At 45.3% G+C, this 25986-nt stretch carries 21 protein-coding genes; 15 read left to right on the forward strand and 6 right to left on the reverse strand.

Annotated elements, in window-relative coordinates; translation table 11 throughout:
• Positions 1–20 precede the first annotated feature (20 nt).
• From QUA36_RS01720 to QUA36_RS01745, 6 genes are all read left to right on the forward strand, one after another.
• Positions 21–227, forward strand: a complete 207-nt coding sequence (locus QUA36_RS01720; RefSeq protein WP_333455175.1) for a hypothetical protein — start codon at positions 21–23, stop codon at positions 225–227.
• A 257-nt stretch (positions 228–484) separates the two neighbouring features.
• On the forward strand, positions 485–1537 hold the full coding sequence (locus QUA36_RS01725; RefSeq protein ID WP_333455176.1) for a fatty acid desaturase: 1053 nt from the start codon (positions 485–487) through the stop codon (positions 1535–1537).
• A 182-nt stretch (positions 1538–1719) separates the two neighbouring features.
• On the forward strand, positions 1720–3222 hold the full coding sequence (locus tag QUA36_RS01730) for an AAA family ATPase (protein WP_333455178.1): 1503 nt from the start codon (positions 1720–1722) through the stop codon (positions 3220–3222).
• A complete protein-coding gene (locus QUA36_RS01735) occupies positions 3222–4151 on the forward strand; it encodes a ParB N-terminal domain-containing protein (protein WP_333455180.1) in 930 nt (309 codons plus the stop codon). The genes QUA36_RS01730 and QUA36_RS01735 overlap by 1 nt, the downstream gene beginning before the upstream one ends.
• Positions 4152–4596: 445 nt before the next feature.
• Entirely contained in the window at positions 4597–5685 is a 1089-nt protein-coding gene (locus tag QUA36_RS01740; protein ID WP_333455181.1) for a Rho termination factor (modular protein), read from the forward strand.
• Between the two features lie 350 nt (positions 5686–6035).
• Positions 6036–6731 (forward strand): Uma2 family endonuclease, encoded by a 696-nt coding sequence (locus tag QUA36_RS01745; RefSeq protein WP_333455183.1) that lies wholly within the window; start codon positions 6036–6038, stop codon positions 6729–6731.
• A gap of 27 nt (positions 6732–6758) precedes the next feature.
• On the opposite strand, the gene QUA36_RS01750 is transcribed toward QUA36_RS01745, so the two are convergent.
• Positions 6759–8333, reverse strand: coding sequence for a phenylacetate--CoA ligase family protein (locus QUA36_RS01750; protein ID WP_333455185.1), 1575 nt, complete (start codon positions 8331–8333; stop codon positions 6759–6761).
• A 126-nt stretch (positions 8334–8459) separates the two neighbouring features.
• On the opposite strand from QUA36_RS01750, the gene QUA36_RS01755 reads away from it, so the two are divergent.
• The 5 genes from QUA36_RS01755 (at position 8460) to QUA36_RS01775 (ending at position 15348) form a co-directional block, all read left to right on the forward strand.
• Positions 8460–9728 carry a transposase gene (locus tag QUA36_RS01755; RefSeq protein WP_333365525.1) on the forward strand — a complete coding sequence of 423 codons (1269 nt, stop codon included), beginning with the start codon at positions 8460–8462 and terminating at the stop codon, positions 9726–9728.
• A 298-nt stretch (positions 9729–10026) separates the two neighbouring features.
• Complete coding sequence (locus QUA36_RS01760; protein ID WP_333455187.1) at positions 10027–11931, forward strand: serine/threonine-protein kinase; 1905 nt, start codon at positions 10027–10029, stop codon at positions 11929–11931.
• A gap of 239 nt (positions 11932–12170) precedes the next feature.
• A complete protein-coding gene (locus tag QUA36_RS01765; protein WP_333365520.1) occupies positions 12171–12440 on the forward strand; it encodes a hypothetical protein in 270 nt (89 codons plus the stop codon).
• Positions 12441–13022: 582 nt separating this feature from the next.
• Positions 13023–14369 carry an EAL domain-containing response regulator gene (locus QUA36_RS01770; protein ID WP_333164272.1) on the forward strand — a complete coding sequence of 449 codons (1347 nt, stop codon included), beginning with the start codon at positions 13023–13025 and terminating at the stop codon, positions 14367–14369.
• 205 nt (positions 14370–14574) lie between these two features.
• Complete coding sequence (locus QUA36_RS01775) at positions 14575–15348, forward strand: response regulator (protein ID WP_445251298.1); 774 nt, start codon at positions 14575–14577, stop codon at positions 15346–15348.
• Positions 15349–15694: 346 nt separating this feature from the next.
• Here the strand turns inward: QUA36_RS01775 and QUA36_RS01780 are convergent, their stop codons facing one another.
• On the reverse strand, positions 15695–16411 hold the full coding sequence (locus QUA36_RS01780; RefSeq protein WP_333455079.1) for a pentapeptide repeat-containing protein: 717 nt from the start codon (positions 16409–16411) through the stop codon (positions 15695–15697).
• A gap of 191 nt (positions 16412–16602) precedes the next feature.
• Positions 16603–17802: a phosphoglycerate kinase gene (locus tag QUA36_RS01785; protein WP_333065849.1), complete on the reverse strand. Its 1200-nt coding sequence runs from the start codon at positions 17800–17802 to the stop codon at positions 16603–16605.
• A gap of 183 nt (positions 17803–17985) precedes the next feature.
• Between QUA36_RS01785 and QUA36_RS01790 the strand changes: the two genes are divergently transcribed.
• Both QUA36_RS01790 and ylqF read left to right on the forward strand, forming a co-directional pair.
• Entirely contained in the window at positions 17986–18399 is a 414-nt protein-coding gene (locus QUA36_RS01790) for a universal stress protein (protein ID WP_333151871.1), read from the forward strand.
• A 249-nt stretch (positions 18400–18648) separates the two neighbouring features.
• Positions 18649–19503, forward strand: coding sequence for a ribosome biogenesis GTPase YlqF (gene ylqF / locus QUA36_RS01795; protein ID WP_333164267.1), 855 nt, complete (start codon positions 18649–18651; stop codon positions 19501–19503).
• 19 nt (positions 19504–19522) lie between these two features.
• Here the strand turns inward: ylqF and QUA36_RS01800 are convergent, their stop codons facing one another.
• Entirely contained in the window at positions 19523–20338 is an 816-nt protein-coding gene (locus tag QUA36_RS01800; RefSeq protein ID WP_333454800.1) for an MOSC N-terminal beta barrel domain-containing protein, read from the reverse strand.
• A 633-nt stretch (positions 20339–20971) separates the two neighbouring features.
• Between QUA36_RS01800 and QUA36_RS01805 the strand changes: the two genes are divergently transcribed.
• On the forward strand, positions 20972–21697 hold the full coding sequence (locus QUA36_RS01805; RefSeq protein WP_333164264.1) for a carbonic anhydrase: 726 nt from the start codon (positions 20972–20974) through the stop codon (positions 21695–21697).
• A gap of 106 nt (positions 21698–21803) precedes the next feature.
• Here QUA36_RS01805 and QUA36_RS01810 read toward each other — a convergent pair whose 3' ends face one another.
• Positions 21804–22991 (reverse strand): tetratricopeptide repeat protein, encoded by a 1188-nt coding sequence (locus tag QUA36_RS01810; RefSeq protein ID WP_333455190.1) that lies wholly within the window; start codon positions 22989–22991, stop codon positions 21804–21806.
• A gap of 298 nt (positions 22992–23289) precedes the next feature.
• Between QUA36_RS01810 and QUA36_RS01815 the strand changes: the two genes are divergently transcribed.
• On the forward strand, positions 23290–23559 hold the full coding sequence (locus tag QUA36_RS01815; RefSeq protein WP_333164259.1) for a GlsB/YeaQ/YmgE family stress response membrane protein: 270 nt from the start codon (positions 23290–23292) through the stop codon (positions 23557–23559).
• Positions 23560–23928: 369 nt separating this feature from the next.
• Here QUA36_RS01815 and sppA read toward each other — a convergent pair whose 3' ends face one another.
• Positions 23929–25749 (reverse strand): signal peptide peptidase SppA, encoded by a 1821-nt coding sequence (gene sppA, locus QUA36_RS01820; protein ID WP_333455193.1) that lies wholly within the window; start codon positions 25747–25749, stop codon positions 23929–23931.
• Between the last annotated feature and the right edge of the window lie 237 nt (positions 25750–25986).

Genomic DNA, 25986 nt, shown 5'->3' on the forward strand with positions numbered 1-25986 from the left:
TGACCGCGAGCAACCCCGAAATGGCTAGTTCTTCTAGCCTATCGACCAGTTTTGCCCGCAAAGTAGATTTGGTAAAGTGCCCCTACCAAGCCGATCAGCAAGTTAAGTTCCTGCACTTGCAAGCAGAAATCGAATCCTTGCTGCTGGAAGTGCAAAGCCTCAAACAGCAACGCTCGATCACTGGCTTGCCGGCTCTCGACCCGATTTCTGGCAGCAAGAGCAATTAGCAGACAACAGCGCCTAATGCTAATTGTCCTGCCCCTGTGTTATAAAAACAAAGGTTTTGCTACCCGCAGTGTTTTTTGGCGAAAGTGCTAGAAATTCCTAACTGCGGATAGCGATCGCTAGCATTTGCTAAAACGCGCTTGCCTACTGCTCAACTCGTCTGCCGCAAGCTGGCAACGAGCTGAGATTTTACTGCGCTTTTTTATGCGCTAATTTTGTTAAGCCATCCTCATGGCATACGGAGAATCGAAATCAATTTATGACAGCATCGATCGAAAAACCACTAAATTTGACATCCGCAAGTGACACCTCCAACCTGCGCCTCAAAGATATTCTCAAAACCCTGCCGCGGGAAGTATTCGTCAAAAACCCCCGCAAAGCTTGGACAAAAGTAATCGTCAACGTTTTGCTCGTTGCTGTCGGTTATTGGGGCATAGCAGTCTCTCCTTGGTTTCTACTACCCCTAATGTGGATTTTCACAGGAACCGGATTAACCGGTTTTTTTGTGATCGGCCACGACTGCGGCCATCGGTCATTTGCTAACCGCCGCTGGGTAAACGATTTAGTGGGACATATTGCATTTCTGCCGTTAATTTTCCCGTTTCACGCATGGCGGCATGGACACAATTACCACCACAAGCACACCAACAAAATTGGCGAAGATAATGCTTGGCAGCCGATGACAGCAGCAGACTACGCTGGCGCGTCCAAGCCTTTACAAATAGCTTATAGTTTAATATTCGGTCGGATGTGGTGGATCGGCTCGATCGCCCACTGGGCAAAAGTGCACTTTATGTGGTGGCGCTTCAAAGGCCAACAGAAACAAGAACAAGTGCGGTTTTCAGTTTTTGTCGTTTTAATCGGTGCTGCGATCGGATTCCCGATTTTAATTGCAACCACAGGCATTTGGGGATTTGTCAAATTTTGGTTAGTGCCCTGGCTGGTTTACCATTTCTGGATGAGCACTTTTACGATCGTCCACCACACAGCACCAGACATTTCCTTTAAAGAACCGGAAGAATGGAACGAAGCCCAAGCGCAACTATCGGGAACAGTTCACTGCGATTATCCCCGCTGGGTAGAGTTTCTGTGCCACGACATTAACGTCCACGTTCCCCACCACCTTTCAACTGCTATTCCCTGGTACAATTTGCGCCTGGCCCACAGCAGCTTAAAGGAAAATTGGCAAGATCATCTCTACGAAACAGAATTTTCTTGGTCTTTAATGAAGCGGATTGCCGACAACTGTCACTTGTACAATCCTGCTGGTGGCTATAAAACATTGCAGGAATTTAACGCTAAAACCAAGTAAGTTTTAAACGCGATAAATGCCACAAAAACCCGGTTTGTCAAACACAACCGGGTTTTTAGATATTACAATCCCTAGCCTTTGTAAGGAGAGGAATGCGCGCCCTACTGTCAATATCACAATCCGTACCATTATTAAATCAGTCATTCCCAATCTAAAATCTAAAATCTAAAATCTAAAATCGAATGACTTTCAATCCCAATAACTGTCGCAACGAAAGCGAAGTAGAAAGCAAACTCATTGTCAGCTATCTGCTACCAAAACTAGGCTATACCCCCGACACTTGGCACCAAGAAATAGAATTTGGGACTATTCGCCTAGACTTCCTCTCATTTGCCACCCAAGTTATCCCCATAGTTGTCGAGACAGACTCGCCGATGAGTGTAGTTATGGAGGCTAAACATCCGAAAGAAAATTTAGACCGCCACCTGCGAAAACTCACTCGCTATTTAACAAGTTTGAGCATCCGCTACGGACTCATAACTAACGGTAAAGAAATTAGAATTTACGAAAGAGTCGCCGATCATATCGAGCTAGTCTTTAAGTGTGCTGGAAAAGACATTGAAAATAGAATTGAGGAAATTATCGCTTTAATTGGCAGAGATAGTTTAAATTTTATAAAAAATCCCGATAATCTTCAACTGGAAGATAGTAAAATTAATTTTGTTAGTCCTGAGTTAATTAGCGAAGTCCCAGTACAGCCCAACAATCCCGCCCCCGCAGAACCTGAGCCAAGTCAAATCTCAGAACCGGAACAAATACCTGAAAATTATCTAGTTAAGCCTCAAGTTAAATCCGATGTAACCGTTCCCCCAAAAACTCAAAATACGATGAAAATCATTGCAGTTTACCACAATAAAGGTGGCGTTGGCAAAACTACAACAGTAGTCAATTTAGCCGCAGCGCTGAGCAAACAAGGTAAAAGAGTCTTGGTAATCGACTTAGACAGTCAGGCAAATACAACCTTTGCGACAGGTTTAGTAAAATTCGAGGATGAAGAACAAGATGATTTGAAAAACAACAATATTCTTCACGTCTTGCAGTCAGCAGATTTTTACTCAATATCAGCAGTCGCGAGAAAGTCTAATTTTTGCACTCCAGCAATAGATGTGATTCCTTCTCATATTGATTTAATGCAATATGAAAATGAACTGAACTCACTGGATTACAGTAAAATAATTCTGATTCAAAAACTAGCCGAAGTACAAGAAAAGTACGATATTGTACTGATTGATACGCCGCCATCTTTGAATTTATATGCTAGAGTTGCTTTGATTGCTGCTGATTATTTAATTATTCCTTCTGACTTAAAGCCTTTTGCCAATCAAGGACTAATTCATGTCAAAGATTTTATCGGAAAAATCAATGGATTCAAGAAACTAATTGGCAGAAATCCTCTAGAAATTTTAGGCGTACTTCCTTGTAAAATATCAACTAACACTAAATTTATACAGTACAGTTTGCCCAAACGGAGGGCGGCAATTCCCAAACGCTACGGCCTGGAAATTATGGAAAGCGCCATTTACGAAAGAGATGATTTGGCTAAGTGTGCAGAACAAACTCAGATGGTGGGAGATATGGAAATTGCCGATCCGATTTCCGTGCTAGACTTTAATCCAGATTCTACCGCATCTCAAGAATTTGAAGTATTAGCAATGGAAGTCTTGGAAAAGATAGGTGGTAAATAATGAAAAAATTATTGGTGTCGCTGGTTCTAGTTAAAAAGATTACATCCACAGTTCCCCGTTCCAATTTTGCCGATCGCGATTTGGAGAAACTGGCGCAACTGATTTTAGAATTAGGAGGATTGATCAACCCCATAATTCTCCGCCGCAACGGTATGGATACCTACGAGATAGTAGACGGAGACTTTGAATACTACGCTGCGGTGAAAGCCAGGGAAATCAACCCTATGAAAGGCGAGACAATCGGAGCATTTATTCTTGAACCCGAAAATGAAGGAGTGCTTTTAGAGCAAGTTCAAGCGCTGAGGAAATCAGCCAAAACTGAAAATTTAGTTGAGAACCCAGAAACCTTGTTTCTTGAGGAAAATACTTCGTCACAGCCCGCAGATTCAATCAAAAACCCGGTTTCTTTGGTCGAAGTTCCTAAATCCTGTGAGAATGAAACTCCTCAATCATCATCCAGTTTAGAACAGAGGCTAACCAATCTTGAAGCTCAGTTTGAAAACCAAATTAATGAATTAAAAGCCGAGTATGCCCGTGAAAAACAGGTATTAGCACTGAGTATACAAGAAGTTGAAAACCGACTTTTACAACAAGTATCTCTGTTAGTTGAAGCTGGGTTAGCAAACAGAATTAATGAGTTGAAATCCGAGTTGCCAACCGAAAAACAAGTGTTGGTAGAGAGAATACCAGAAGTTAAAAAAGTAACTTCGGAATCAATGTCGGCGTTGGAAGCACTAAATAATTTAGATCAATCTGCACTGTTCGCGAATTTTAAAGATGCTGGATTAAAGCTTCCAGTAATCAAAACAATCATCGAACAGCGAGGTGTGCGACAGTTTACATCATTTGCAAATGTGGTGGAACGTGTTGATAAGTTAGGTGACAAAACAATGATTAAAATAATTGACAAGTGGCAAAAATACTCATAACTTGCAACTCCTGCGGCTACTCGCAACGTCAGCCCGATCGCCCTGACGCCAAAAAAAGTAAAGATGAGTAAAGCATTGTATCGTTGGTGTCCCACAGGCAGTTAAACTCATCACAGTCGCTTTTTTTAGGAATTGCAGTAACTTTTGCTGTAGCACGGGCGAGGGCGGGACGCCATCGCCCGGGCTGTCACCGCACAGCCAGCCGCACAAGTACAGCAGCAAAGCGATATCTCCCCCAGATAACCGAGTGCGATCCTAGACTTGGAAGACTCAGGCCAAGAAACCCTTATAACTTAACCACAGTCTGGGTAAGGTGTTTGTCTCGCACCCTACAATTAGAGTTCTTGGGTTGGTCATGCTGCACTTAAAATGCAGGCTGTAAAGTGCAAATATACATAAACACCCAAACACCAGATTTTAATGAGAAAAGGGGACTTATAACAAGATGGAGCGATCGTCGGATCAAAACCGAATAGTTGAATATTTGCGAATTAAGCCAATTAGTCACAGCCAGATTTACACTTCCCAAATTGCAGTACCAGAGCCTCATCGGGGCGAAATTCCTCGCGAACGCCGCGAAGCTCTCAGGAGAAGTCTGATCGAGCAAGGCAGCAACTTAATTCCTTTAATTGTACGCCCTACAGAAGCTTATAGCAACGAAGAAGAATATGAAGTAGTCTGCGGCTCAGATTGGTGTATTGTTGCTAAAGAACTCGGCATCGAGCAAATGTGGGCTTGGGTATTTGAAATGACCGACGAGGAGGTAGCTGTTGCTCAAGCAGAAATGGAACATTTAGCTCCGCAACCTACTCAGAAAACTGCACAAATTGAGACTGTACTGCAACAATTTGAGCTATCATTTCAAAAAAAGGTAGATAGTCTAACAAAACAAATAGAACAATCTGTTAAAAAAAATGAAGACCTGCTAAAAAAGCACGTAAAAGCTCTAACTGATCAGAACTTTGAGCGTAATCAAATAGAACAGATTAAGCATTTGCTCGAACAAGTGGAAAAAGCATTTCATGAAAAGGTAGATAAAATGGCTAAAAAAATTGAACAATCGAGCAGCAACCGTCCGCCAACATCGGCTGTTATTTCTGAGGGAAATCTAGAAGGTGCTTTGAGACAGTTGGATGAACTGGAAAAACTACTGTCAACAAAATTAGAACGCACAGTCCAAACAATTAATCAGTTTGTTTCCGACGCTATTGAAGACGTAGAAAATGACCTGAAAAATCAAATTGAAACGCTCCGCCGCCAACTGGGAGCCACAGTGACGCACTCAGAAATACAGCCAGAGGCACAACCGAAGAAGCAGTCAAAAACGCAGCCGAAGAAGCAGTCGAAAGCACAGCAGAAACCTCAGTTACCGCAGTTGCAGTTGGAGTTGCCGTTTCCGTCCCCAGAAGAAGACTACGAAAGTCTTTCGCTGAGACGGTTGAAGGCGATCGGCAAAGACAGGAAAGTGCGGGGCTACGCGCGCATGAAACGACCGGAAATTCTGGCCGCTCTCAGGGACACTGACGGCGAATAAAGCGGTAATTGCTAGTAGTTAAAGACTAATTTAGATCGATTCCGGCAACAATCACGGAGGGTGCAACCGGATTCGATATAATTCATCTGCGTTAATCTGTGTTGCATCTGCCCTCATCTGCGGTAAAAAAAAGTGAATATATTAACCGCAGATGACAAGGGATTGACGCCGATTCACGCAGATTAATATCAGAGAGATATGAAGAATTATGATGCTAGATTTGATATTGTTCGGTGTTCGATCGCATTTTTTTGCAAAAAGCGCGATCGGGCTTTCAGAACAGTCCTCGGCAGAGATATGAAAAGCTTGCTAAAATAGACACACAACCTCTTACTCCTCAGCCAGCAGCCATGTCCGCAACCGCAGAATTAGCTACTACCCAAGAGATACCAGAACAAGAGATACCGGAAAACTTTATCTTTCCTCCCGGCGATTTAGAGAGTGATGAACCTCCGGTGGAAACAGAACTGCACCTGCGACAAATAATCCTACTCCTCAACTGTCTAGAATGGCTGTGGCGAGATAGAAATGATTTCTATGCTGCTGGAGACCTCGCCCTTTATTACTGTTCTAAGCAACTCAAATCGAAGGACTTCCGAGGCTCAGACTTTTTTGTGGTACTCGGAACTGAACGCAAAACTCGGAAAAGCTGGGTAGTTTGGGATGAAGAGGGAAAGTACCCCAATATTATCGTAGAAATCCTGTCTCCCAAAACAGCGGATATAGACAAAAACTTTAAAAAACAACTCTATCAAGATACTTTTCGCACTCATGATTACTTTTGGTTTGATCCCGAAACTTTAGAATTAGCTGGGTTTCATTTAGTTGACGGGGAATATGAACCAATCGCACCGAACGAATTTGGGCATCTGCGAAGTCAGCAGCTCGATTTGAGTCTCGGAATTTGTGGCGGAAAATTGCGTTTCTTTACAGCAGAAGGAGAGCTTGTCCCTACTCCTGAAGAGGTTGCAGAAAGGGAGGCTCAACGAGCCGATCGCCTGGCCGCGAAACTGCGAGAATTAAACATTGATCCCGATACAATTTAGCGCATCCCCTACTCACAAAAACACGGTTTACTGCCGCGTGTATCGGTGCTTCACCCCAATCGGAAAATACTCCGCATCGCCCGTCTCCGTTAATGTCACCACAGGTAACTGATATTCGGGCGGCACATAATTAGCAAATTCGCTGTTTAGCCGCCGCAATTGTGCGAGAATTGAAGATGTGATCGCCTGCTTCATCTCCTCATCGCCCTCCACCCCCGCTGCTAATTCCACAACCACCGATAAAAACCGATTTTGATCCGCATTTTCCTTGACTTGCAGCACAAATTTTCCCGTCACCCATTCCCGAATGGTGGGAACTTCTAAACCTACGGTGACATTTTCCGGGTAAATGTTAGCACCGAAGTAGGAAACGGTAAAGTGCGTTAGCGAAGCCCTCGAAGAGGATCGCCCAAATACATAGACAAATGGCAAGCAGCGAATTCCTCTGGGGAAATCAGGAACTTTCATACCTGCTGCTTGCTGCAAATGTGCCACAGGGTTAAATCCCCATTCAGCCAAAAAATTGAGCATTGCTTCGTAAGAAATTAAACCGCCGTTATCCGAGATGTGATAGCGTATTAGCGGGATGCCATTGTCGCCAGAAAATAACAGCGTGCCGTCATTATTCACTTCAAAAAAGCGGCTTTTCGGATCGTACTGTACCAGCGTTGGCAACCGCGATTCCCCGAATAAATTGCGTGCTGCTTCGGGATTGTTTGCTAAAAAGCGACGGATGCAAATACTCAGCGGTGTCTCGTTGCCCAAAACGCCCGCATCGGCAGTACCGTAAAGGCTCGCAGAGTTGTAATATAGATTGTCAGAATGAGTGCGATCGCTCACCAAACTCCGCCATTCTTCGCTAAACACTTCCCCCGCAAACACCATCTTAATTCGATATTTTTGCCACTCCACACCCCCAGCAATTCCGCTATCAATCACATCTTTGATAAACGGCGGATATCCCAACAAAACTACTTGCTCAAAATGCTCCCCAAGTTCCTGCACAACTCGGAATATTTCAGTCTTATTATTCCCAGGCGTCACAACTGTAACTGGATAGCCCTTACTCGCTAGATAGCGGCAGCAATTTGCCGTGTACATTCCACCTACCCAAGTTCCCAACGGAAAGCAAATGACAGCTAAAGTTGAGCGAGTGTCGGCGTAAAAACTGTCGTGAAATATTTGTTCAAAACGAGCGGCAATTTGCAACTCGTCGCTGATAAAACGCGGCCAAAATGTCGGGTTTCCTGTCGAACCAGATGAAACAGCAATGAAATCGCAAGTTTCTAATTTGCCCTGGTAGCACAACTGAGGTAGCGGGTGACAGCGTAAATAATTCTCTTTGGTAATTAGCGGCAATTTTTGGAAGTCTTCAAAGGTTTGAATTGAGGCGGGATTGATGTTAAATGCAGCTAGGAAAGTCTGGTAAGCTGGTACTGTGGCCGCGACTTTTTGAAAAAGCGCGTGAAGCGCAGCTATCCCGTAGGGAATCGCCCTGGATTCGGCAACTCGATTCTGCTGGTGTTGCAATCGTTCCTCAAGCGGCGCCATCAAAAACTCTTCAAACGCCCCAATTGCTCGCTGACGCTGTTCTGGCTGCATGATTTGCTCCTTAAAATGCGTATTGTAAAACTTCGTTGAGTTTGTAAGCACTTATAAGCAATAGTAGTATGATATTATCATAGCGGTCGAGTGAAATACGCGCAATCTCAAAAAGAAAAGCCTTAAATGCAGTTAACAGAACGACATATCATTAAATCTACGGAACACCGTTTCGCTGAAATTGATCGACTAGCTTTTAAATCCAAGAATCTCTACAATGCCGCCAACTACGTCATTCGTCAGAGTTTTATTTATGGATGGGGCTATGTCGGCTACAACGAAATGAACCGCTTAATGAAGTCTCACGAAGCGTACAAGGCTTTACCTGCCAAGGTTAGCCAACAAATCTTAATGGTGTTGGACAAGAATTGGAAATCATTCTTTGAAGCGGTTAAAGCTTACAAAACGGATTCCTCTAAATTCACTGGTCGCCCAAAACTGCCGAAATACAAAGATAAAACTAAAGGGCGAAACATTCTCGTTTACACAATTCAAGCAATTAGCAGCAAACAGTTGAAAAAGGGAATCATTAAACTTTCGGGGACTGACCTTTCGATCAAAACTAAAATTAATCCCGCTCGAATTTGCCAAGTCAGATTAGTTCCCAAATGCGATTGCTATGTAATGGAGGTGATTTATGATGAACCGGAGTCCACCTTTAGTGGTGACAACTTTGTAGCTAGCATTGATTTAGGACTGGATAATTTAGCGGCGCTAACTTCAAGTCAACCGGGGTTTACCCCACTGTTGGTTAATGGGCGACCGTTGAAATCTATCAACCAGTTCTACAACAAGCGCAAAGCCAAGTTGCAATGTCAGTTGAAAGGAAATCGCAGAACCTCATGTCGCATTCAGCGTTTAACTCGCTGTCGCCACCAAAAAGTTGATAATTACTTGCATCACACAAGTCGCCTAATTGTTGACCATTTGGTAGCGAAACAAATTGGGACGCTAGTAATTGGTAAGAATGCACAATGGAAAACCGAGATCGATCTAGGGAAGCAAACTAACCAAAACTTTGTCAGCATTCCTCACGCTCGATTAATCGAGATGTTGGATTACAAAGCTCGACTGGTTGGAATCGAAGTAATTGTACAAGAAGAGTCCTACACCTCGCGAGCGAACTTCCTGGGTTTAGACCCAATCCCAGTTTACGGAAAAACTGATAAAGACCCCGTTTTCACGGGCAAGCGAATTAAACGAGGTTTGTACAAAACATCAATTGGTCAATTAATCAATTCTGATGTTAACGGTTCGTACAATATCCTCAGAAAAGCAATCTCAAATGCGTTTAGCAATGGGATAGGGAGCTGCGTAGTTCAGCCGAGGCGGGTCAATCCGCTCAAAGTAAAAGTGAAAGGGGCGGGGCTTGAAGCCTCCCATGTCTATAAATGACTATACTTTTACCAGCTATTTTGCACCTCGATCGCTCAAGATTCAATTAGTAGCGCTAACACCCGATCGCACATTGGACTGGACACTAAAAATTTGAACACATTTTGAGGTCGATCGAAAAAATGGCGCAGTAGATAAACTTCCATAGCACGAAACCGCTGTTTTCACAATAACCACAGGGGATAGCCAAGCTGCCGATCGACTAATAAACACTGACACACTATGTCAAGATTAATTCAGCGATCGCCCAAAACTCCCAGTCTCAGTTAAGCGTGAAAATCCGACGCAGCAAGTTCCAATGAACAATCCCATCTACCCCGGCATAACTCTCAACAATCACTACCGCATCGTCCGCGAATTGGGACACGGAGGCTTCGGGCGCACCTACCTCGCTGAAGATGCCCACCGATTTAACGAACCCTGCGTTTTAAAAGAATTTGCGCCCCAAGTACATGGAAGTTACGCTTTACAAAAATCCGAGGAACTGTTCGAGCGGGAAGCGGGAGTGCTCTACAAGCTGCAACACAATCAAATCCCCCGCTTTCGCGAACTCTTCCGCGTCAGTATCAGCGATCGAGGCTACCTATTTCTCGTCCAAGACTACGTACCCGGTCAAACTTACCGCTTTCTGCTCGACGCCCGCAAGCGTCAGGGTTTGCGGTTTATAGAAGCAGAAATCAATCAATTGCTGCTGCAGATTTTGCCCGTGCTCGAATACATTCACTCTTTGGGAGTGATTCACCGCGACATCTCCCCGGACAACCTGATTCTGCGGAGTTCTGACGGGATGCCAGTGCTGATCGACTTCGGCGGAGTAAAACAAGTCGCCGCCACCGTAGAATCTCTTTTCGCTGAGGCTAACGGCACTCCCGCCCCCGCGACTCGCATCGGCAAGCTCGGCTATGCTCCCATCGAACAGATGCAGATGGGCATCGTCTCTCCCCACAGCGATTTGTACGCTCTGGCGGCAACGGTTTTAGTGTTGCTGACGGGGAAGGAACCGCATCAGTTGCTCGACAGCCAGACGCTGAATTGGAACTGGCGGGCGGAATGTTCTCTGTCTCCGAATTTGTCCCTGGTGCTGGATAAAATGCTTGCTCAGCAGCCGAGCCAGCGTTATTCCTCGGCTCGCGAGGTAATGCTCGCTCTCTCCGGCAATCCGCCTTTACAGCCACATTTGCCACCAGCCCCGGATTTTGGGATCACGCAGCCACCGGATCTCTCGCCTATACCCGTGCCCGCTCCCACGCCAAAACTGCCGGGCACTCCGGTGCGAATTGCTGCTATTGGCAATCAGCAAAAAATGCCTGCTTGGAAAATGGTTTTGTTTGTGGTGGCTGTGCTATCAACTATGGGGGGAGTTGGCTGGTTTGCGGGCAATTCTTTGTTAAATCTGCAATCAAAAGTGCAGAAAGTTCCCCAGCCTTCAAGCCCGAAGCAGCAGCAAGAAGATGCTTTGCAAGATCGCTTTGTAAAGCTCAAAATTAACGATCGATTCTATAACGGTTACGTCAACCTTGTGGACGAGACTTTCTATGCCAAATACCCGGAATTGGGGGGACGATTGTTAAAAGAAGGCGAGGAAGATCGCCAGTGGCGCGAAAGGTGGCAGAAAATCGGCGACGAGTTGCTCGACAAGCTGGAAAATATCAGCAGCGGTGCTAGAGCGCGGTTGGGCACTTACGACACCACTGATATCGATCGCTGGAAAACTGAGGTTAACAAGCTGAATTTGAGCAGTCGGGCTTTGTACGATTTGGCTGATGCTAAGTTCTTTTCTTGGTTTCCACAACAGCCGCGCGATCGCAATATCATCGGTTTGCCGATCGGACAAATTTGGCAAGCAATTACCGCCGACGAACTCGAAGCCTTACAAGCTGGAGCAACTGTCGAAAGCGTTGAATTTGACCGCCTATCGAAGAGCAAACGCCTCACAGGCAATCTCAAACCCGGAGAAGGGAAAGCTTACATTGCCAGGTTCGCTCAAAATCAAACTTTGCGCGTGAATTTGCAAGCACCGCGCAAATCTACGCTACTGTCAATTTATACTCCGGGGGGGACAAAGGGCGCGCGAGCTTTGCTGGAAGATGCAGAGGGACTTAGTTGGTCAGGATTGCTGGATGATGCTGGTTTTTATGAATTCGTGGTAGTTTCTCAGACATCCGAGCCGATCGCTTACGAGTTGAACCTGACGGCCGAATAACTGCTATTGACAATCAAGCATCCAGGATACAAGCCCCCGGATTCATTCCTTCGCAGACTCAGGACTCAGAAATAAAAAACCTGTATCCGATGAAACTTGCCCCCCGAATTTATCCGTGGGGTCGCCTCTAAAATCTAAAATCTAAAATCTAAAATCTAAAATCGATTGACGCTCTCTATCCACCCGCGCAATAATAAGGTAATACCGATCAGGTAAGTTTTCCTGTTCAAACAAAGAATATGCTGAGATTCGCGATCGTAGCTTTAGTGACTTTTGGATTAGTATTGGTGACTGGACTAGGTTTACATCCTGCCAATGCGACAGTCAGCACTCCCGAATTTTATGCTTGGAACTTTGCCTCTGTAGGCAGTAGCGAGCTGGTTTGTAAAAAGACCCTGGTAGTTCCGCAGAACCTGATAATTCCGTCATCATCAATGCACGCTGTCAGTATTACTTCTGCAATTGTAGATAAAAAGTTTTGCGCGAATTCCACTAAGCCTGTGAATTAAGGCAGTGCATAATAGGATTTCCGGTTAGAGAACCATAATTAAGTTCTCCGTTAGTCGATTTGAGATTTGAGATTTGAGATTTACTTCACAGATGAATCTGGCAGGTTGAACCTTAATCTAAAATTTTTATCTCTCCACGGCTGTTGTCTGAAAGCAAATATCCTTTTTTGGATGAATCAGGACGCTGCATCCTGATTCATCCATTGAGAAAAAACTCTAGTTTTCAGTAAAAACACGGACTAATTATGAACAATTAACCGGACATCATATAAGTGATAGCCTGAGTAATTTCCGCCATCGGCGCACTGAAACTCTTGGCTAATTTCTTTTATGAGAAATATTGAAGATTTTGTAATAAAAGTTTATCAAACGAGTCGGGCGCAGCAGTTTTCTGCTCTTGAAAGAGAGCGAAATCTCCCCAATTTAGGCAGTTCTTTGATTGTGACTTAAGAACCGAGGGGAAATATTCAGCCATTTGGCTAATGGTTTATTGGCTAATTAGCTGAATTATTAATTTGCTAGTTTGAGTATGCTAGAGTTAGTCAGGTTCAGATATATAGTGCCATCTGTTATCTAAGTATCATGCTCAAAATTTTGGTAATTGAAGACGACGAATTAATCCGGGAAACTCTTCTGCAACTCCTGGAATCTCACAGCTACCGGGTCATTGCGGCCGAGAACGGTCGAGCTGGGGTGCAGATGGCACTTTCGGAGATACCGGATTTAATTTTGTGCGATGTGCAGATGCCGGAACTCGACGGTTATGACGTGTTGCGGACTCTGCGGCAAAACTCGCTAGCTGGAACAATTCCATTTATTTTCCTCACGGCTCAAAGTGACAAAACCGATTTTCGTCGGGGGATGGAATTGGGGGCAGACGATTACTTGACAAAGCCGTTTACCAAGGCTGAATTGCTGGGAGCCATTGCTTCTCGCGTCTTGAAACGGCAAACTATTACTCAACCGCTGACTGTCGCGCTTCACCAAGCAGAAGCCAGACTTAAAGATTTAGTTAACGACTCCACCAAGGTTACGACTCTCTCTCCTGAAAAGTTTGCTCTCGAAGCTTTGCTGCGCCACGCTTTGGAACAAGGTGAGTTTCAGGTATACTATCAGCCACAAGTGAATATTGCTACCGGGCAAGTTATCGGCGCCGAAGCTTTAGTGCGCTGGCAAAATCCCGATCGAGGAATAATTTCTCCCGGAGAATTTATTCCCTTAGCAGAAGAAACAGGTTTAATTATTCAGATTGGCGAGTGGGTACTGCTTTCAGCTTGCGCTCAAGCCGCTAGTTGGCTGGCGGCGGGGTTTTCGCCCTTTACAATATCAGTAAACTTGTCGGCCCGGCAGTTGTCTGACCCGGAACTCAAGGCGCGAATCGTCCAAATATTGGAAACTACAGGTTTAGAGCCTGCTAATTTAGAATTAGAAATGACCGAAAGCGCTTTGGTGGAAAATGCGACAGTAGCAGGCGCTACTTTAAACCAACTAAAAGCTCTAGGAATTCGGATTGCTATTGACGACTTCGGCACCGGTTACGCTACTTTAGGATATCTTAAGCAATTTGCTTTTGACAGTTTAAAGATCGATCGAATTTTCGTCCGTAATGCCAACGAAGATACTCAAAATGCTGCTATTACTACAGCAGTAATTTTACTGGGTCACAGTTTGAATATGACTGTAATTGCTGAGGGAGTGGAAACAGAAGCAGAACTAGATTTTTTGAAACAACATCAGTGCGATATCATGCAGGGGTATCTGTTCAGTCGCCCCGAACCAGCAGCGATAATTGAAAGTATGTTGGTTGCCGACCCGAGTTTGTTCGCGCCGCCCCCAGTAGTAGCACCTGCTCGCGTTGTTCCTTTTGTACCTGTGTCCGAACCCGAAAAATCTAAAAACCTTTCAATGTCGGGTCTAGGAATAGTGTAAGTGTTACCAAAATTTCTATTTTATAGGATAAAATTCTTTCTTTTACCTTCTATTTTCTGCAGAAAAGTTGACGCTTCCTCATAAAAAGTTGTAGCTTTTGATGATAGGCGAATCAAAGAAGGAGATTGTTCCCCATATTGCTCTACTGCTTCCCCTTTTATGCGCTAGGCGCCCCTAATTGGACTATTTGAGAAAGTGTGGCGTCTTGAAATTGCAAGCTTTTATCAAGTTGCAGGAGGTAAACTCAATTAAGTTCCTACTTTGGGACTGGCAGTTTCAAGAACTGTCCAACTGGAATTGGTGCAAGCCTGTCATGGAAAGAATATTAGTGGTGGACGACGAAGCAGACTGTCAAACAGTCTTAGCAATGTACCTGGAAAGTCAAGGATATCGGGTGGAATGCGCTAATTCAGGGGTTGAGGCGCTCTCGATTTTTGAAAATGCCCCCCCAGATTTGGTAATTTCAGATGTCATGATGCCGGAAATGGACGGGTTTGAGTTTTGTCGCCGTTTGCGAACTACCCGTTTGGGACAGTTAGTCCCCTTTATATTTTTGTCGGGTCAAGGCGAGTTGGAGTCAAAAGTTGAAGGTCATTCGATCGGCGGTGACGATTATCTGGTAAAACCTTTTCAGTCTGAAGAAATCTTAGCCAAGGTAAAGGCGCAGTTAGAGCGCTCTCACCGGATTCACGCCGAAATTGTCCGACTGCTGCAAACTTCTAGCGGTAGGGCGGTGGAACCACAACTTGTGGCAGTATTGCCAGCACCTGCACCTTTGCCTTTAACACCAGCCGAGGAAAGAGTTTTTTGGGAGGTTATCCAGGGTTATACTAACAAACAAATTAGCGATCGGCTGTTTATTAGCCCCCGGACTGTGCAAGCTCATTTAGGCAGCATTTTCAGCAAATTACAATTAGAAAATCGTGCCCAGCTTGTGAGATTTGCCCTAGAAAGAGGATACAAACCACCTCAAACTTAGCTCGGATCTCAACCTAGGGTGCGCCAGCCAGCCAGTGGATTTTAGATTTTAGATTTTAGATTTTAGATTTACTCCACAGATTCATCTGGGAACTCAAACTTTAGTCTAAAATTTGGAGCTTTCCACTACTTAAGTCGGGGGCTTGTATCCGTTTTTTGGCCGGGTCAGTCGATTTTAGATTTTAGATTTTAGATTTACTCCACAGATTCATCTGGGAACTCAAACTTTAGTCTAAAATTTGGAGATTTCCACTACTTAAGTCGGGGGCTTGTATCCGTTTTTGGGCCGGGATCAAAAACTCCCGTAGCTGCCAAAAAAATGGAGGCTGACGCACTCAGCAGGCAAATTATTCCACATTCAAAACACAATAAGGAAAATTCGTTATCACGCAAACCCCCGGCCCCAAATTCGTACCCCGCAAGTTGGCACGTTCCAAATCAGCCTGTCGCACGTTATTCGCCGCATCAATATTTGTCCCGGTCAATTGAGCCCTAGGAAGCCTGGTATTTGACAAAATAGCAGCCTGCAAATTACTCTCGCGCACATCCGCGAAAGACAAATCCGCTCCGCTTAAATTCGCACGATTCAAATTCACTCTAAACACCAGCGAACGCCTCAAATCGGCATTCGACAAATTAGCTTCCAGCAGAGAAGCTTCGGCCAGATTCGCATTAAAAAGTTTAGCACCGCGCAAATCCGCACTCGTCAGATTAGCTCGCCCCAAAAAAGCATTAGACAAATCCGCATTTCGCAGATTAGCATCGTACAACTCAGCACCGTACAACTCAGCGTTGACTAAATTAGCATTAGACAAATTAGCATCACTTAAATCCGCTTCTAGCAAATTAGCTTCATAGAGATTTGCTCCGCTTAAATCCGCTCCTCTTAAATTAGCTCTGTACAAGCTAGCCTTGAACAAATCAGCATTTCTCAAGTCACAGCCCTCGCACTCTTTAGTTTCCAGCAATTGCCTAACATGATCTGGATTTTGAGCTTTAACGGGATCGACCAGCCCAAACAAAGCTAAACTTGCCGTTACAGTTGCCAAGAGTTTAAGTTTCACAAACAAACCTCACTGCTACTTCAAAAAAATTATACTAGCAAACTATAGACTTTAAACCCATATCCTTCTCTCTTTTCTCTTGCTCTGCGTTCTCTGCGCCCTCTGCGGTAAATCTTCAAAAAAATGATTCGCAGCCAAGGATATAGGCCAGCTTCCAGCAAGGCGGGCAAAGCCCGCCCTACTTAACTTAATTAAGCTTCATCTAAAGCAGCAACACCAGGCAATTCCTTACCTTCGAGCAGCTCCAAACTAGCACCACCACCAGTAGAAATGTGGCTCATTTGTTCACCTAAATTCAACTGTTCAACAGCCGCCACCGAGTCACCACCACCGATAATTGTGGTAGTACCAGTTTTAGTAAGTCCAGCCAAAGAATGAGCGATACCTTCAGTTCCCACAGCAAACTTCTCCATCTCAAACACGCCCATGGGCCCGTTCCAGATAACAGTTTTGCAATCGGCCAAAGCATCTTGGAAAGTTTTTACTGAATCCGGGCCGATATCCAAACCCATCCAACCGTCGGGGATGCTTTCAACAGAGACAGTTTGAGTGTTAGCATCAGCAGCAAACTTGTCAGCAACTACCACATCAGTAGGTAACAGAAAAGCAACTCCCCGTTCCTTCGCCTTAGCTTCCAAAGACTTAGCCAGTTCCAGCTTGTCCTCTTCCACTAAAGACTTGCCCACGTTCAAGCCTCGAGCTTTGTAGAACGTGAAAACCATGCCACCACCCAACAGCAGTTTGTCGCACTTTTCGAGCAGTTTTTCAATGACTCCAATCTTGCTGGAAACCTTAGAACCGCCGATTATAGCAGCTAAAGGACGCTGAGGATTGTCGATCGCACTGCCGAGATATTGCAGTTCCTTCTCCATCAAAAACCCAGCCACAGAAGGACTCAGATACTTAGTAACACCCTCAGTAGAAGCGTGAGCCCGGTGAGCCGTACCAAAAGCATCATTGACATACAAATCCGCCACAGAAGCTAACTTCTTAGCAAATTCTGGGTCGTTTGCCTCCTCCTCTGGGTAGAAGCGGACATTTTCCAGCAACAGCACATCGCCATCTTGCATCGCGGCGACTGTAGCAGCGACTTCATCACCGATGCAGTCGTCAGTCTTTTTGACCTCTTTGCCCAACAATTCCGACAGGCGCACAGCAACGGGCGTCAAGCGCAACTTCTCCGTCACACCCTTGGGACGGCCGAAGTGGCTGCACAAAATCACCTTAGCGCCCTTGGACGCTAAATCTTGAATTGTCGGCAGAGCCGCCCGGATGCGAGTATCATCGGTGATATTGCCGTTGTCGAGCGGCACGTTAAAGTCCGCCCGCACCAATACCCGTTTGCCCGATAAGTCCGATGCCGATAAATTTGCTACAGTTTTTTTTGTCACAGGATTAACCTCCTAATATGTGTGTTTTTGTCGAATTCCGTTGAAATGGCGGCACTGGTAACTTGCACCCCGGCCTCGGACGCATTCAACCGCGCCCGTATAAAAAACGGAAGATGGAACAAACGGCACTGATTGGCTTAACCTAAACATTTTATCGGAGTCCGTGTCCCGGAGATGTGCAGTATGTTCAAGACAGTCTTATTTCCTGTAGATCAAAGCCGAGAAGCCCGCGAAGCTGCCGAAAAGGTGGTCAATATCGTAAAAACCTACGGTGCTCGTTTAGTTATTCTCTCGGTAGTCGAGCCCCCAGCCGAGGAGGCCGACGCCCCCGCGCGAGAGGTGATGACTTCCCCCGAAGCAGTCGCCAAACTTCTTTCTGAGGCCCAATCGATGTTTTCCCAGCAGGGAATTGAAGCTGAAATCATCGAACGGGAAGGCAAACCTGCTTTCACGATTTGTGATGTGGCTGACGAAATTGGGGCAGATTTGATTGTGATGGGCTGTCGGGGGATGGGTTTAACCGATGATGGGGCGTCTGACAGCGTTACCAATCGGGTGATCAATCTGTCTCCTTGTGCAGTTTTGATTGTGCCTTAGTCAGTTGACTGTTGACAGTTGTCAGTTGACTGTTGACTGTTGGCAGTTGGCAGTTGGCAGTTGACTGTTGTCATTCAACAACTAACCAATAACAACTAACAACTAACAACTAACAACTGTCAACTAACAACTAACAACTAACAACTAACAACTAACAACTAACAAGTAACAAAAGTCAACAGTCAACAGTCAACAGTCAACAGTCAACAGTCAACAGTCAACAGTCAACAGTCAACAGTCAACTAACTAATGAAAATTCACTGGTATCCCGGTCACATTGCCAAAGCTGAACGGGCATTAAAAGAACAGCTAAAGCGGGTAGATGTGGTGCTCGAAGTCCGAGATGCCCGCATTCCATTGGCTACTTATCACCCCCAAATGCCGAATTGGGTGGGCGGCAAGGCACGAGTATTGGTCGTCAACCGCATGGATATGATTACGCCTCGATCGCGCGAGACGTGGGAAACATGGTTTGATGCCCAGGGGGAAACTGCGTATTTTACTAATGCCGAGCACGGTCAAGGAGTAGACGCTGTGGCGGATGCCGTGCAGGATGCTGGGGTGCAGCTCAATAAAAGAAGGTTCGATCGAGGTATGCTGCCCCGTCCAGTCCGGGCAGTGGTAATGGGATTTCCCAATGTCGGAAAATCTGCTTTAATTAATCGGCTGTTAGGGCGGAGAGTGGTAGACAGTGCCCGCAGAGCTGGAGTAACTAAATCGCTCCGATGGATTCGCATTTCTGACGAAATTGAATTATTAGACGCCCCCGGAGTGATCCCAACCCGAATTAACAATCAAGAAAATGCCCTAAAATTAGCTATTTGCGAAGATATTGGCGAAGCAGCTTACGACAATCAAGTAGTAGCAGCAGCTATGGTAGATTTGCTCCAAGGGCTGGAGGCGACTGATGACACGTTGATATCACTATCAGGTTTCAAATCCAGGTATAAATTAGATGCAGCCTCTAGTAATGGTGAAGATTATTTGCACGAGGTAGCAAAAGACAGGTACAAAGGAGATGTCGAACGGACGGCGAGGCAGATGTTAAACGATTTTAGAACTGGTGTTTTGGGTCAACTTACTTTGGAGTTGCCGCCGGCTTGATCAGACTCGTAACCTACAACTAATCAGAAATGGTATTCAATAGAGAGTTGCTGACCCTGATAATGTGAACTTCGTCTCCTATGTGTAATATTTTTTCTGCTGATTGAGGTGCGAGTCGCGTGTTGACTATCAGCCGAGTAAAGTGATTTAAATGCCCTTTTTTTAGCAGGTCAGGCATAATTTCCTTCTGCTTTGCTGTTAGTATATTTTTAAAATTTAGATCGCTTGCTTGCGCCGCATAATTTCGCGTAGATAGGAGACATGGCTGACCTGGATTAATAGCTTCAAATATTACAGTCCCTATTTTAAACCTCACAATTTCATCGGCTTGTGGTAAAAGTTGGTCTTCCCAAAAAGCCGGGACATCTCCTATTTCAATATTAGCTCGCAAGCGATGGCGCATCTCGTTAACGCAAACTCTCGGAAACCAAGATGCAACTTCGGCAATTGTTTCGGTACTGATAATGCTTGGCCCTGGTGCAGCGGTATTGTCGGGAAAACCTGTAAGCAAGTTTTCAATTAATTTGACAGGGAAACCAAAGTAGCTGCTCAACCAAGATTCTATTCCCAAGCGTTCTCTATCTACATGAAAAAATATTTCTTGTTCGGTGCCTTGAATTTTCAGACCGGCAATTCTCTTTTTGATGTCAAAGGATAAGCGTAGAAAACTGACTCCGCTGTTGTGCTTAGTGTTAACCAATTCTCCTGCTGCATCGCAGATTGCAAAAGAACGATCGCCTTCTAGAGCTCCGCTGGCTAGAATAGGTGCTTGACTGACTGCTATGCCGTCAAGGGACTTGACCGGATAGATATGAATGCTGGCAACGTAGGACATTTCGAGCCATTGATAAATAATAGTCGTTTTAGATACATTCTAGCATCCCTGTCCGCAGAAGGATGACTGCTGTTGACTTTACTAAATAAAATAGGAATGAAATAAAAAGGGCCAACTTTTTTGAAGTTTAAATTTTGCCGGAGCTGCTTGTAAAGAAAAATTAAAGAAGTCGGGCTGAGCTTGTGGTATATATTATGCTAAAAAATACAAACAATTGAACCGAGTTGCAAGCAGTCAGGAACCTCAGCCTAAAGGCATGAGGCTTGAAAGAGAAATCTCGAAAGCCGTACTGACCAGACTAAGGCTTAATTGCCTACGTTTTGAGAGTCACGACACCGGGAGAATGCGTAGCTAGTTCCTTGCTCTGTCGCTGAAGGTTAAACAGTTCTAAGGTCACTGGAACAGTGCTTTCAGCCTAACAAGCTCTCAAAACATTGTCGAAGCTAACATTACCCCGCAAGGGAGGCTCGAAAAGAGCAAAACACTATGCGTACAGGGCTGGGAAGTTTGAGGCGGTAATTGTCCCGTTGAAAGTGCAACACAAAAGCACACCGAGCCAACCAGTCCCAAGGCGGTAGTAAATCAAAAATGTAAAGCCGTCCTAAAAGGACGGGGTTTCTACCCATTTTTCTGATGACTGAAAGCGAAAGAACAGGTATGATTTCGCGACGGAATTTAATGCTGAGGGCTGGTGCAGGGATGCTGGCGGCAAGCTTGGCACCTGCGTTTTTACAAGCCGAAGCAGCAAAGGCAGAGGCAATCTCTGACATTACTCCTACTGACATTACTCCTAGCAGTGCTCTTAAGAAATTGATGGAGGGGAATCAACGCTACATTGAGCAAAAACGGACATTTCCCGACCAAGCTCGATCGCGAGTTGTAGAAGTAGCAAAGGGTCAACACCCGTTTGCAACCATCCTGGCTTGTTCTGATTCGCGCGTTGCTCCCGAAATTATCTTCGACCAAGGATTAGGGGACTTATTTGATATCCGAGTAGCTGGCAATTTTCTCGACGATGTGGTTCTCGGAAATATAGAATATGCGGCCTTAGAATTAGGCGTGCCACTATTAGTAATTCTGGGTCACGAACGCTGCGGTGCTGTCAAAGCAGCTTTAGATGGTAAAGCTGTGCCGGGTCACATTAGCACTTTGGTGGCGGCGATTAAACCCGCAGTAGATTCGACCAAAGGTCAAACAGGCAATGCGTGGGATAACGCAGTCAGAGCTAATGTGAAAATGAATGTAAATAAGTTACAATCCTCGTCGCCTATTTTAGCTGAAGCAATCAAAGCCGGCAAGCTTAAAGTTGTTGGGGGCCGCTACGATTTGGATAGCGGCAAAGTAGAGATAATTGCTTGATTTTGCTGTTAATTTTTACAGTAGGGGTAATGCCCCCGTGCTTACCCCGTCCGGTTCGAGGGGCAACCACGGGGGGATTGCCCCTACAAATTACTTGGTAACAAGTTTAGATCAAACCCATTTCTTGCAGTCCCCGGCGCAGGCGTTCTGCTTCAAAAGGGCGGCGCTGTTCGTGAAGGGCGATCGCTCTTTTAAATTCTGCTAAACTTTCTGGCATTTTGCCAATTTTGAGCAAGGCTACTGCCAAGTTTTGATGAGCTTCCGCGTGTTCGGGATCGATTTTTATCGCTTGTCGGTAATAGGCGATCGCATCTGCTAAATTTCCGGCTGCCTTCAGCGTCAATCCTAAATTGTAGTGACCTACTCCAAAATTAGGGTCAATTTTTAAAGCTGCTTTGTAAGCTTTTTCAGCAGATTTCAAATCTCCTTCATCTTTGAGCAAATTGCCCAAGTTATTGTAAGCACCCAACTTGAGTGGCGGGAACACATTGGTATTAATTGCCGCTTGATAGTGTTCTTTTGCTTTTACAAATTGCTGCTGCTGGCGATATGCAATTCCCAAATGATAGTTTAGTTCGTAAAGAATAGAATCATTAATTGCCTCCGCAGTCAAGCCTTTGGTTAATAAATTAATTCCCCGCCCGATTTGCCCGCTTTCTACATACAAAGCGCCTAATTTGCTACAAGCATAAGCATCGTTTGGATAATAAGCTATATAGCGTTCCATTGCTGCTTGAGCTTTTTGGAATTTACTTTTTGCGGCGATCGCATCTTTTTGATAACCAGAGTGCCAAATCGCCACATCGGGGAGAGAAGCTATTTTCCAATTTGGTTCCCTCTGCAAAATCTCAGCCACGCTGTCGTCTACCATTGCGTGGTAAGGGCGAGAAAAGCGGATATCGAGGCGATTGCGAAACAAGCGCGACACTAGGGAATAGGGAGATTGAGAGGCACCGATTTCTTGGCGGATGAGATTGATTAGCAGCAGCCGATCGCTCGCAATTGCCTGCTTTATTTGAGGGAGAATCTCCGGTACCAACACCTCATCGGCATCCAACACCAAAATCCAGTCGCCCTGGGCGTGCTTCAGACACTCATTGCGCGGCGCTGCGAAGTCGTCGCACCATTCAAAGTCATAAACCCTCGCCCCGGATTCTCGGGCAATTTCACGAGTGCGATCGCCCGAACCCGTATCCACCACCACCATTTCGTCAACAACACCCTTAACGCTGTCCAAAGTCCGCGACAGTGTTGCCTCTTCATTCTTCACAATCATGCACAGAGTCAGATCCATCGGGCGCAAACTTTCCTCATTTCACAAAATTATTGTAATTTTTTACCAGTAAAACACAAAAAGTCCCAGAAAAAATTCTCCTATTTCCTTTTTGCTTTGAGCATAAGTACCTTTCTTCCCTCGAAAAAGTGGGTTAACTCTTTTGAGATATTAAAAAGCCTCAAACTCCGACGATTCATGAGAAATCCTACCACTTTCGGTTCATCCCTGCGGTAGAGGTAAGAGCGGGATAGGGGTTGTTATTCTAAGAACATAAGACAAGGCACAAGAAAAGTTTAAGTATTCAGGAGAAAGAGAAATGGGAATTATTGCTTGGATCGTTTTAGGACTGATTGCCGGTGCGCTAGCCAAAGCCATTTATCCGGGATCTCAAGGCGGCGGTTTTCTGGCAACAACAGGTTTAGGAATTTTGGGCGCGTTAGTGGGAGGTTATCTAGGCCAAGTCTTGCTGGGGACGAGCGGGGGAGCATCCTTCGGAGCATTGACTCTACCCAGCATAGCTTTTGCAGTCGTAGGTGCGATCGTTCTACTATTCATCTGGGGATTGTTAACTCAGCGTGCTGCATAACAAATATTGCCAATTCCCAGTCGATCGACTTTTAGGGTATTCATAAACCCGGTTTCTTCCAGAAACCGGGCTTTTCAGTTGTTGGTAGGATGCGTCAATCGATTTTAGATTTTAGATTTTAGATTTTAGAGGCGACCCCACGGGTAAATGCGGGGGCTTGAGGATTTTCGATTTGAGATTTTGGATTGATTCCACGGATAAATCACGTGGCGGGTACCATCAAGAAATTCTTGGTCAGCCTACTTTTACCAAATCCGGGTTAAAAACCCCTATTAGACTCAGCGCTGGCAACAGTTCAAGAGCAAAACATTTGTCAGAGTCAAGTGGGACTGAAGAATAAATGGGTAAAAATCCCGGATTTGGTATCAATTAATCAATCCGCAAATTGAAAGGCAAGCGAACATAAACCCCCTGCGGGTCGTTCATCGACTTGATAACAGCCAATTCATCTTGCATTTTCTTAAATTCGGCCGTTAGCGGGTCAAGTTTGGCGGCGGGTTTCAAAACGTGAACGCCTGAAATTCTTTCCAAAATTCGCTCCTCCAAACTGCGGCGTTTGGGATATTCTTCCACCTTCCAATCGTCGCCGAGTTTAGCTTGCTTAGCAGCCTCTCTGACAGCATCTTCAAGCCCGCCAATTTCATCGACTAAACCCAACTGTTTCGCAGCCGTACCAGACCACACCCTGCCTTGAGCAATTTCTTGTACCTTGTTTTTCGGCAGTTTGCGGGAGTTGGCGACTTTAGTAATAAATCGATCGTAAATGCGATCGACTACCCTCTGAATATTCGCCAATTCTTGAGGATTTTTCGGACGGGAAACCGTGTTAGTATCCGCAAAGCGGGCGGTTTTCACCACGTCCCAAGTCAGGCCGTTGTTAGCAGCCAACTTTTCGGCGTTGAACAGCATTCCAAAAACGCCGATCGAACCGGTTATCGTATTTGGTTCGGCAAAAATGCGGCTGGAACCCATCGAAATCCAATAGCCGCCGGAAGCTGCTAAATTTCCCATCGAAACGATCACTGGTTTCTTTTTGCCCGTCAGCATAACTTCGCGCCCAATGACTTCGGCCGCCGTCGCACTGCCTCCGGGACTGTTGACGCGCAAAACTACGGCTTTTACGTCGTCATCTTCTCGAATTTTCCGCATTTCTTGAGCGATGCGATCGCCTCCTACTTGAGTCGGGCCCCCTTCGCCGTCTACAATCTCTCCTTCAGCGTAAAGTATAGCAATTTGGTTTTTCTTGTCAGCGTGAGTTGAATTTTTATTCTCAGCAACTTTCGCGTAGTTTTTCAAACTAATTTGCTTGAAAGATTTGTTTTCGCGATCGGTTCCTGTGAGTTTTTTGAGTTCGGTCGATATTTCGTCAAAGTATACAACTTTATCAACTAACTTGTTTTTGAGAGCTTCGTCAGCCATCAAAGTTCCGCCATTATCTGCAAGCGCTTGCAGTTGCGGAACAGTCACTTTGCGGCTCGGAGCGACAGTTTGCAGGTATTCTCCCCACATATCTCCGAGCAACTTTTGAGTTTGCTGGCGATTTTCGGGACTCATTTTTGTGAGTAAAAACGGCTCAACGGCTGACTTGTATTTGCCGACGCGAGTCACTTGCACTCCCACGCCGTATTTTTCCAAAGCACCGGTGAAAAACATTGCCTGACTGCTAAAACCGTTGATTTCCAAAGCGCCGTAAGGATTGACTGCAATTGTATTAGCAACGGAACCGAGGTAATAATCTCGCTCATTCCAGTCCATCTGGTAAGCAAAAATAGGTTTTTTGGCATCTCGGAAACGCTGCAATGCCGATCGAACTTCTTTGAGATTGGCAAACCCGCTGCTGCTCGAATCCGAGCTGCCTTCGAGATAAATGCCAACGATTTTCGGGTCTTTTTTCGCATATTCGATCGTATCTAAAACAGTCCGCAGCGTCACAGCATCGCCGGAATCGTCCGAAAGCACATCTTGAATCGCTGCGCCTGTGCTGCGGATCGGTTTGCTGTCAGTGATATTTAAAGAAAGGTCTAATACCAATACAGACTTATCTTTAACTTGCGGGCCTGAATCTTTAGACGACGATGCAGCCATAGCAATTAGTAGTACCAGTCCCCCCAATCCTATGCTGCCCAGCAGCAACAATCCTAGGAAGGTTCCCAGTAAACTTGCACAGGTATATTTTAGGAAATCTTTCATTAGGTAATGTGTAATTGGTAATTAGTCATTAGTCAATAGTCAATAGTCATTAGTCAATAGTCAATAGTCAATAGTCATTAGTCATTAGTCATTAGTCATTAGTTATATCACATCCGGTTAGAGCGGAATGATACCGAGCGTGAAAGCGTCCTCGCACGCGAGCGAGACCTTACCACTGCACTCGGCAAAATATTATTCCGATGCCACCGGAAACGATATTATTGGTCATTCCTGCAA

It is taken from the genome of Microcoleus sp. Pol10D4, from assembly GCF_036701555.1.
Lineage (GTDB): Bacteria > Cyanobacteriota > Cyanobacteriia > Cyanobacteriales > Microcoleaceae > Microcoleus.

Bases quoted from the DNA above. Each gene is read 5' to 3' on its own strand.
- QUA36_RS01730 (WP_333455178.1), top strand. From the start codon at position 1,720: ATGACTTTCAATCCCAATAACTGTCGCAACGAAAGCGAAGTAGAAAGC.
- QUA36_RS01810 (WP_333455190.1), bottom strand. From the start codon at position 22,991: ATGGATCTGACTCTGTGCATGATTGTGAAGAATGAAGAGGCAACACTG.
- QUA36_RS01800 (WP_333454800.1), bottom strand. From the start codon at position 20,338: ATGTCCTACGTTGCCAGCATTCATATCTATCCGGTCAAGTCCCTTGAC.
- QUA36_RS01725 (WP_333455176.1), top strand. From the start codon at position 485: ATGACAGCATCGATCGAAAAACCACTAAATTTGACATCCGCAAGTGAC.
- QUA36_RS01790 (WP_333151871.1), top strand. From the start codon at position 17,986: ATGTTCAAGACAGTCTTATTTCCTGTAGATCAAAGCCGAGAAGCCCGC.
- QUA36_RS01750 (WP_333455185.1), bottom strand. From the start codon at position 8,333: ATGCAGCCAGAACAGCGTCAGCGAGCAATTGGGGCGTTTGAAGAGTTT.
- QUA36_RS01815 (WP_333164259.1), top strand. From the start codon at position 23,290: ATGGGAATTATTGCTTGGATCGTTTTAGGACTGATTGCCGGTGCGCTA.
- QUA36_RS01765 (WP_333365520.1), top strand. From the start codon at position 12,171: ATGCTGAGATTCGCGATCGTAGCTTTAGTGACTTTTGGATTAGTATTG.
- QUA36_RS01745 (WP_333455183.1), top strand. From the start codon at position 6,036: ATGTCCGCAACCGCAGAATTAGCTACTACCCAAGAGATACCAGAACAA.
- QUA36_RS01760 (WP_333455187.1), top strand. From the start codon at position 10,027: ATGAACAATCCCATCTACCCCGGCATAACTCTCAACAATCACTACCGC.
- QUA36_RS01770 (WP_333164272.1), top strand. From the start codon at position 13,023: ATGCTCAAAATTTTGGTAATTGAAGACGACGAATTAATCCGGGAAACT.
- QUA36_RS01720 (WP_333455175.1), top strand. From the start codon at position 21: ATGGCTAGTTCTTCTAGCCTATCGACCAGTTTTGCCCGCAAAGTAGAT.
- QUA36_RS01740 (WP_333455181.1), top strand. From the start codon at position 4,597: ATGGAGCGATCGTCGGATCAAAACCGAATAGTTGAATATTTGCGAATT.
- QUA36_RS01735 (WP_333455180.1), top strand. From the start codon at position 3,222: ATGAAAAAATTATTGGTGTCGCTGGTTCTAGTTAAAAAGATTACATCC.
- sppA (WP_333455193.1), bottom strand. From the start codon at position 25,749: ATGAAAGATTTCCTAAAATATACCTGTGCAAGTTTACTGGGAACCTTC.
- QUA36_RS01755 (WP_333365525.1), top strand. From the start codon at position 8,460: ATGCAGTTAACAGAACGACATATCATTAAATCTACGGAACACCGTTTC.
- QUA36_RS01805 (WP_333164264.1), top strand. From the start codon at position 20,972: ATGACTGAAAGCGAAAGAACAGGTATGATTTCGCGACGGAATTTAATG.
- ylqF (WP_333164267.1), top strand. From the start codon at position 18,649: ATGAAAATTCACTGGTATCCCGGTCACATTGCCAAAGCTGAACGGGCA.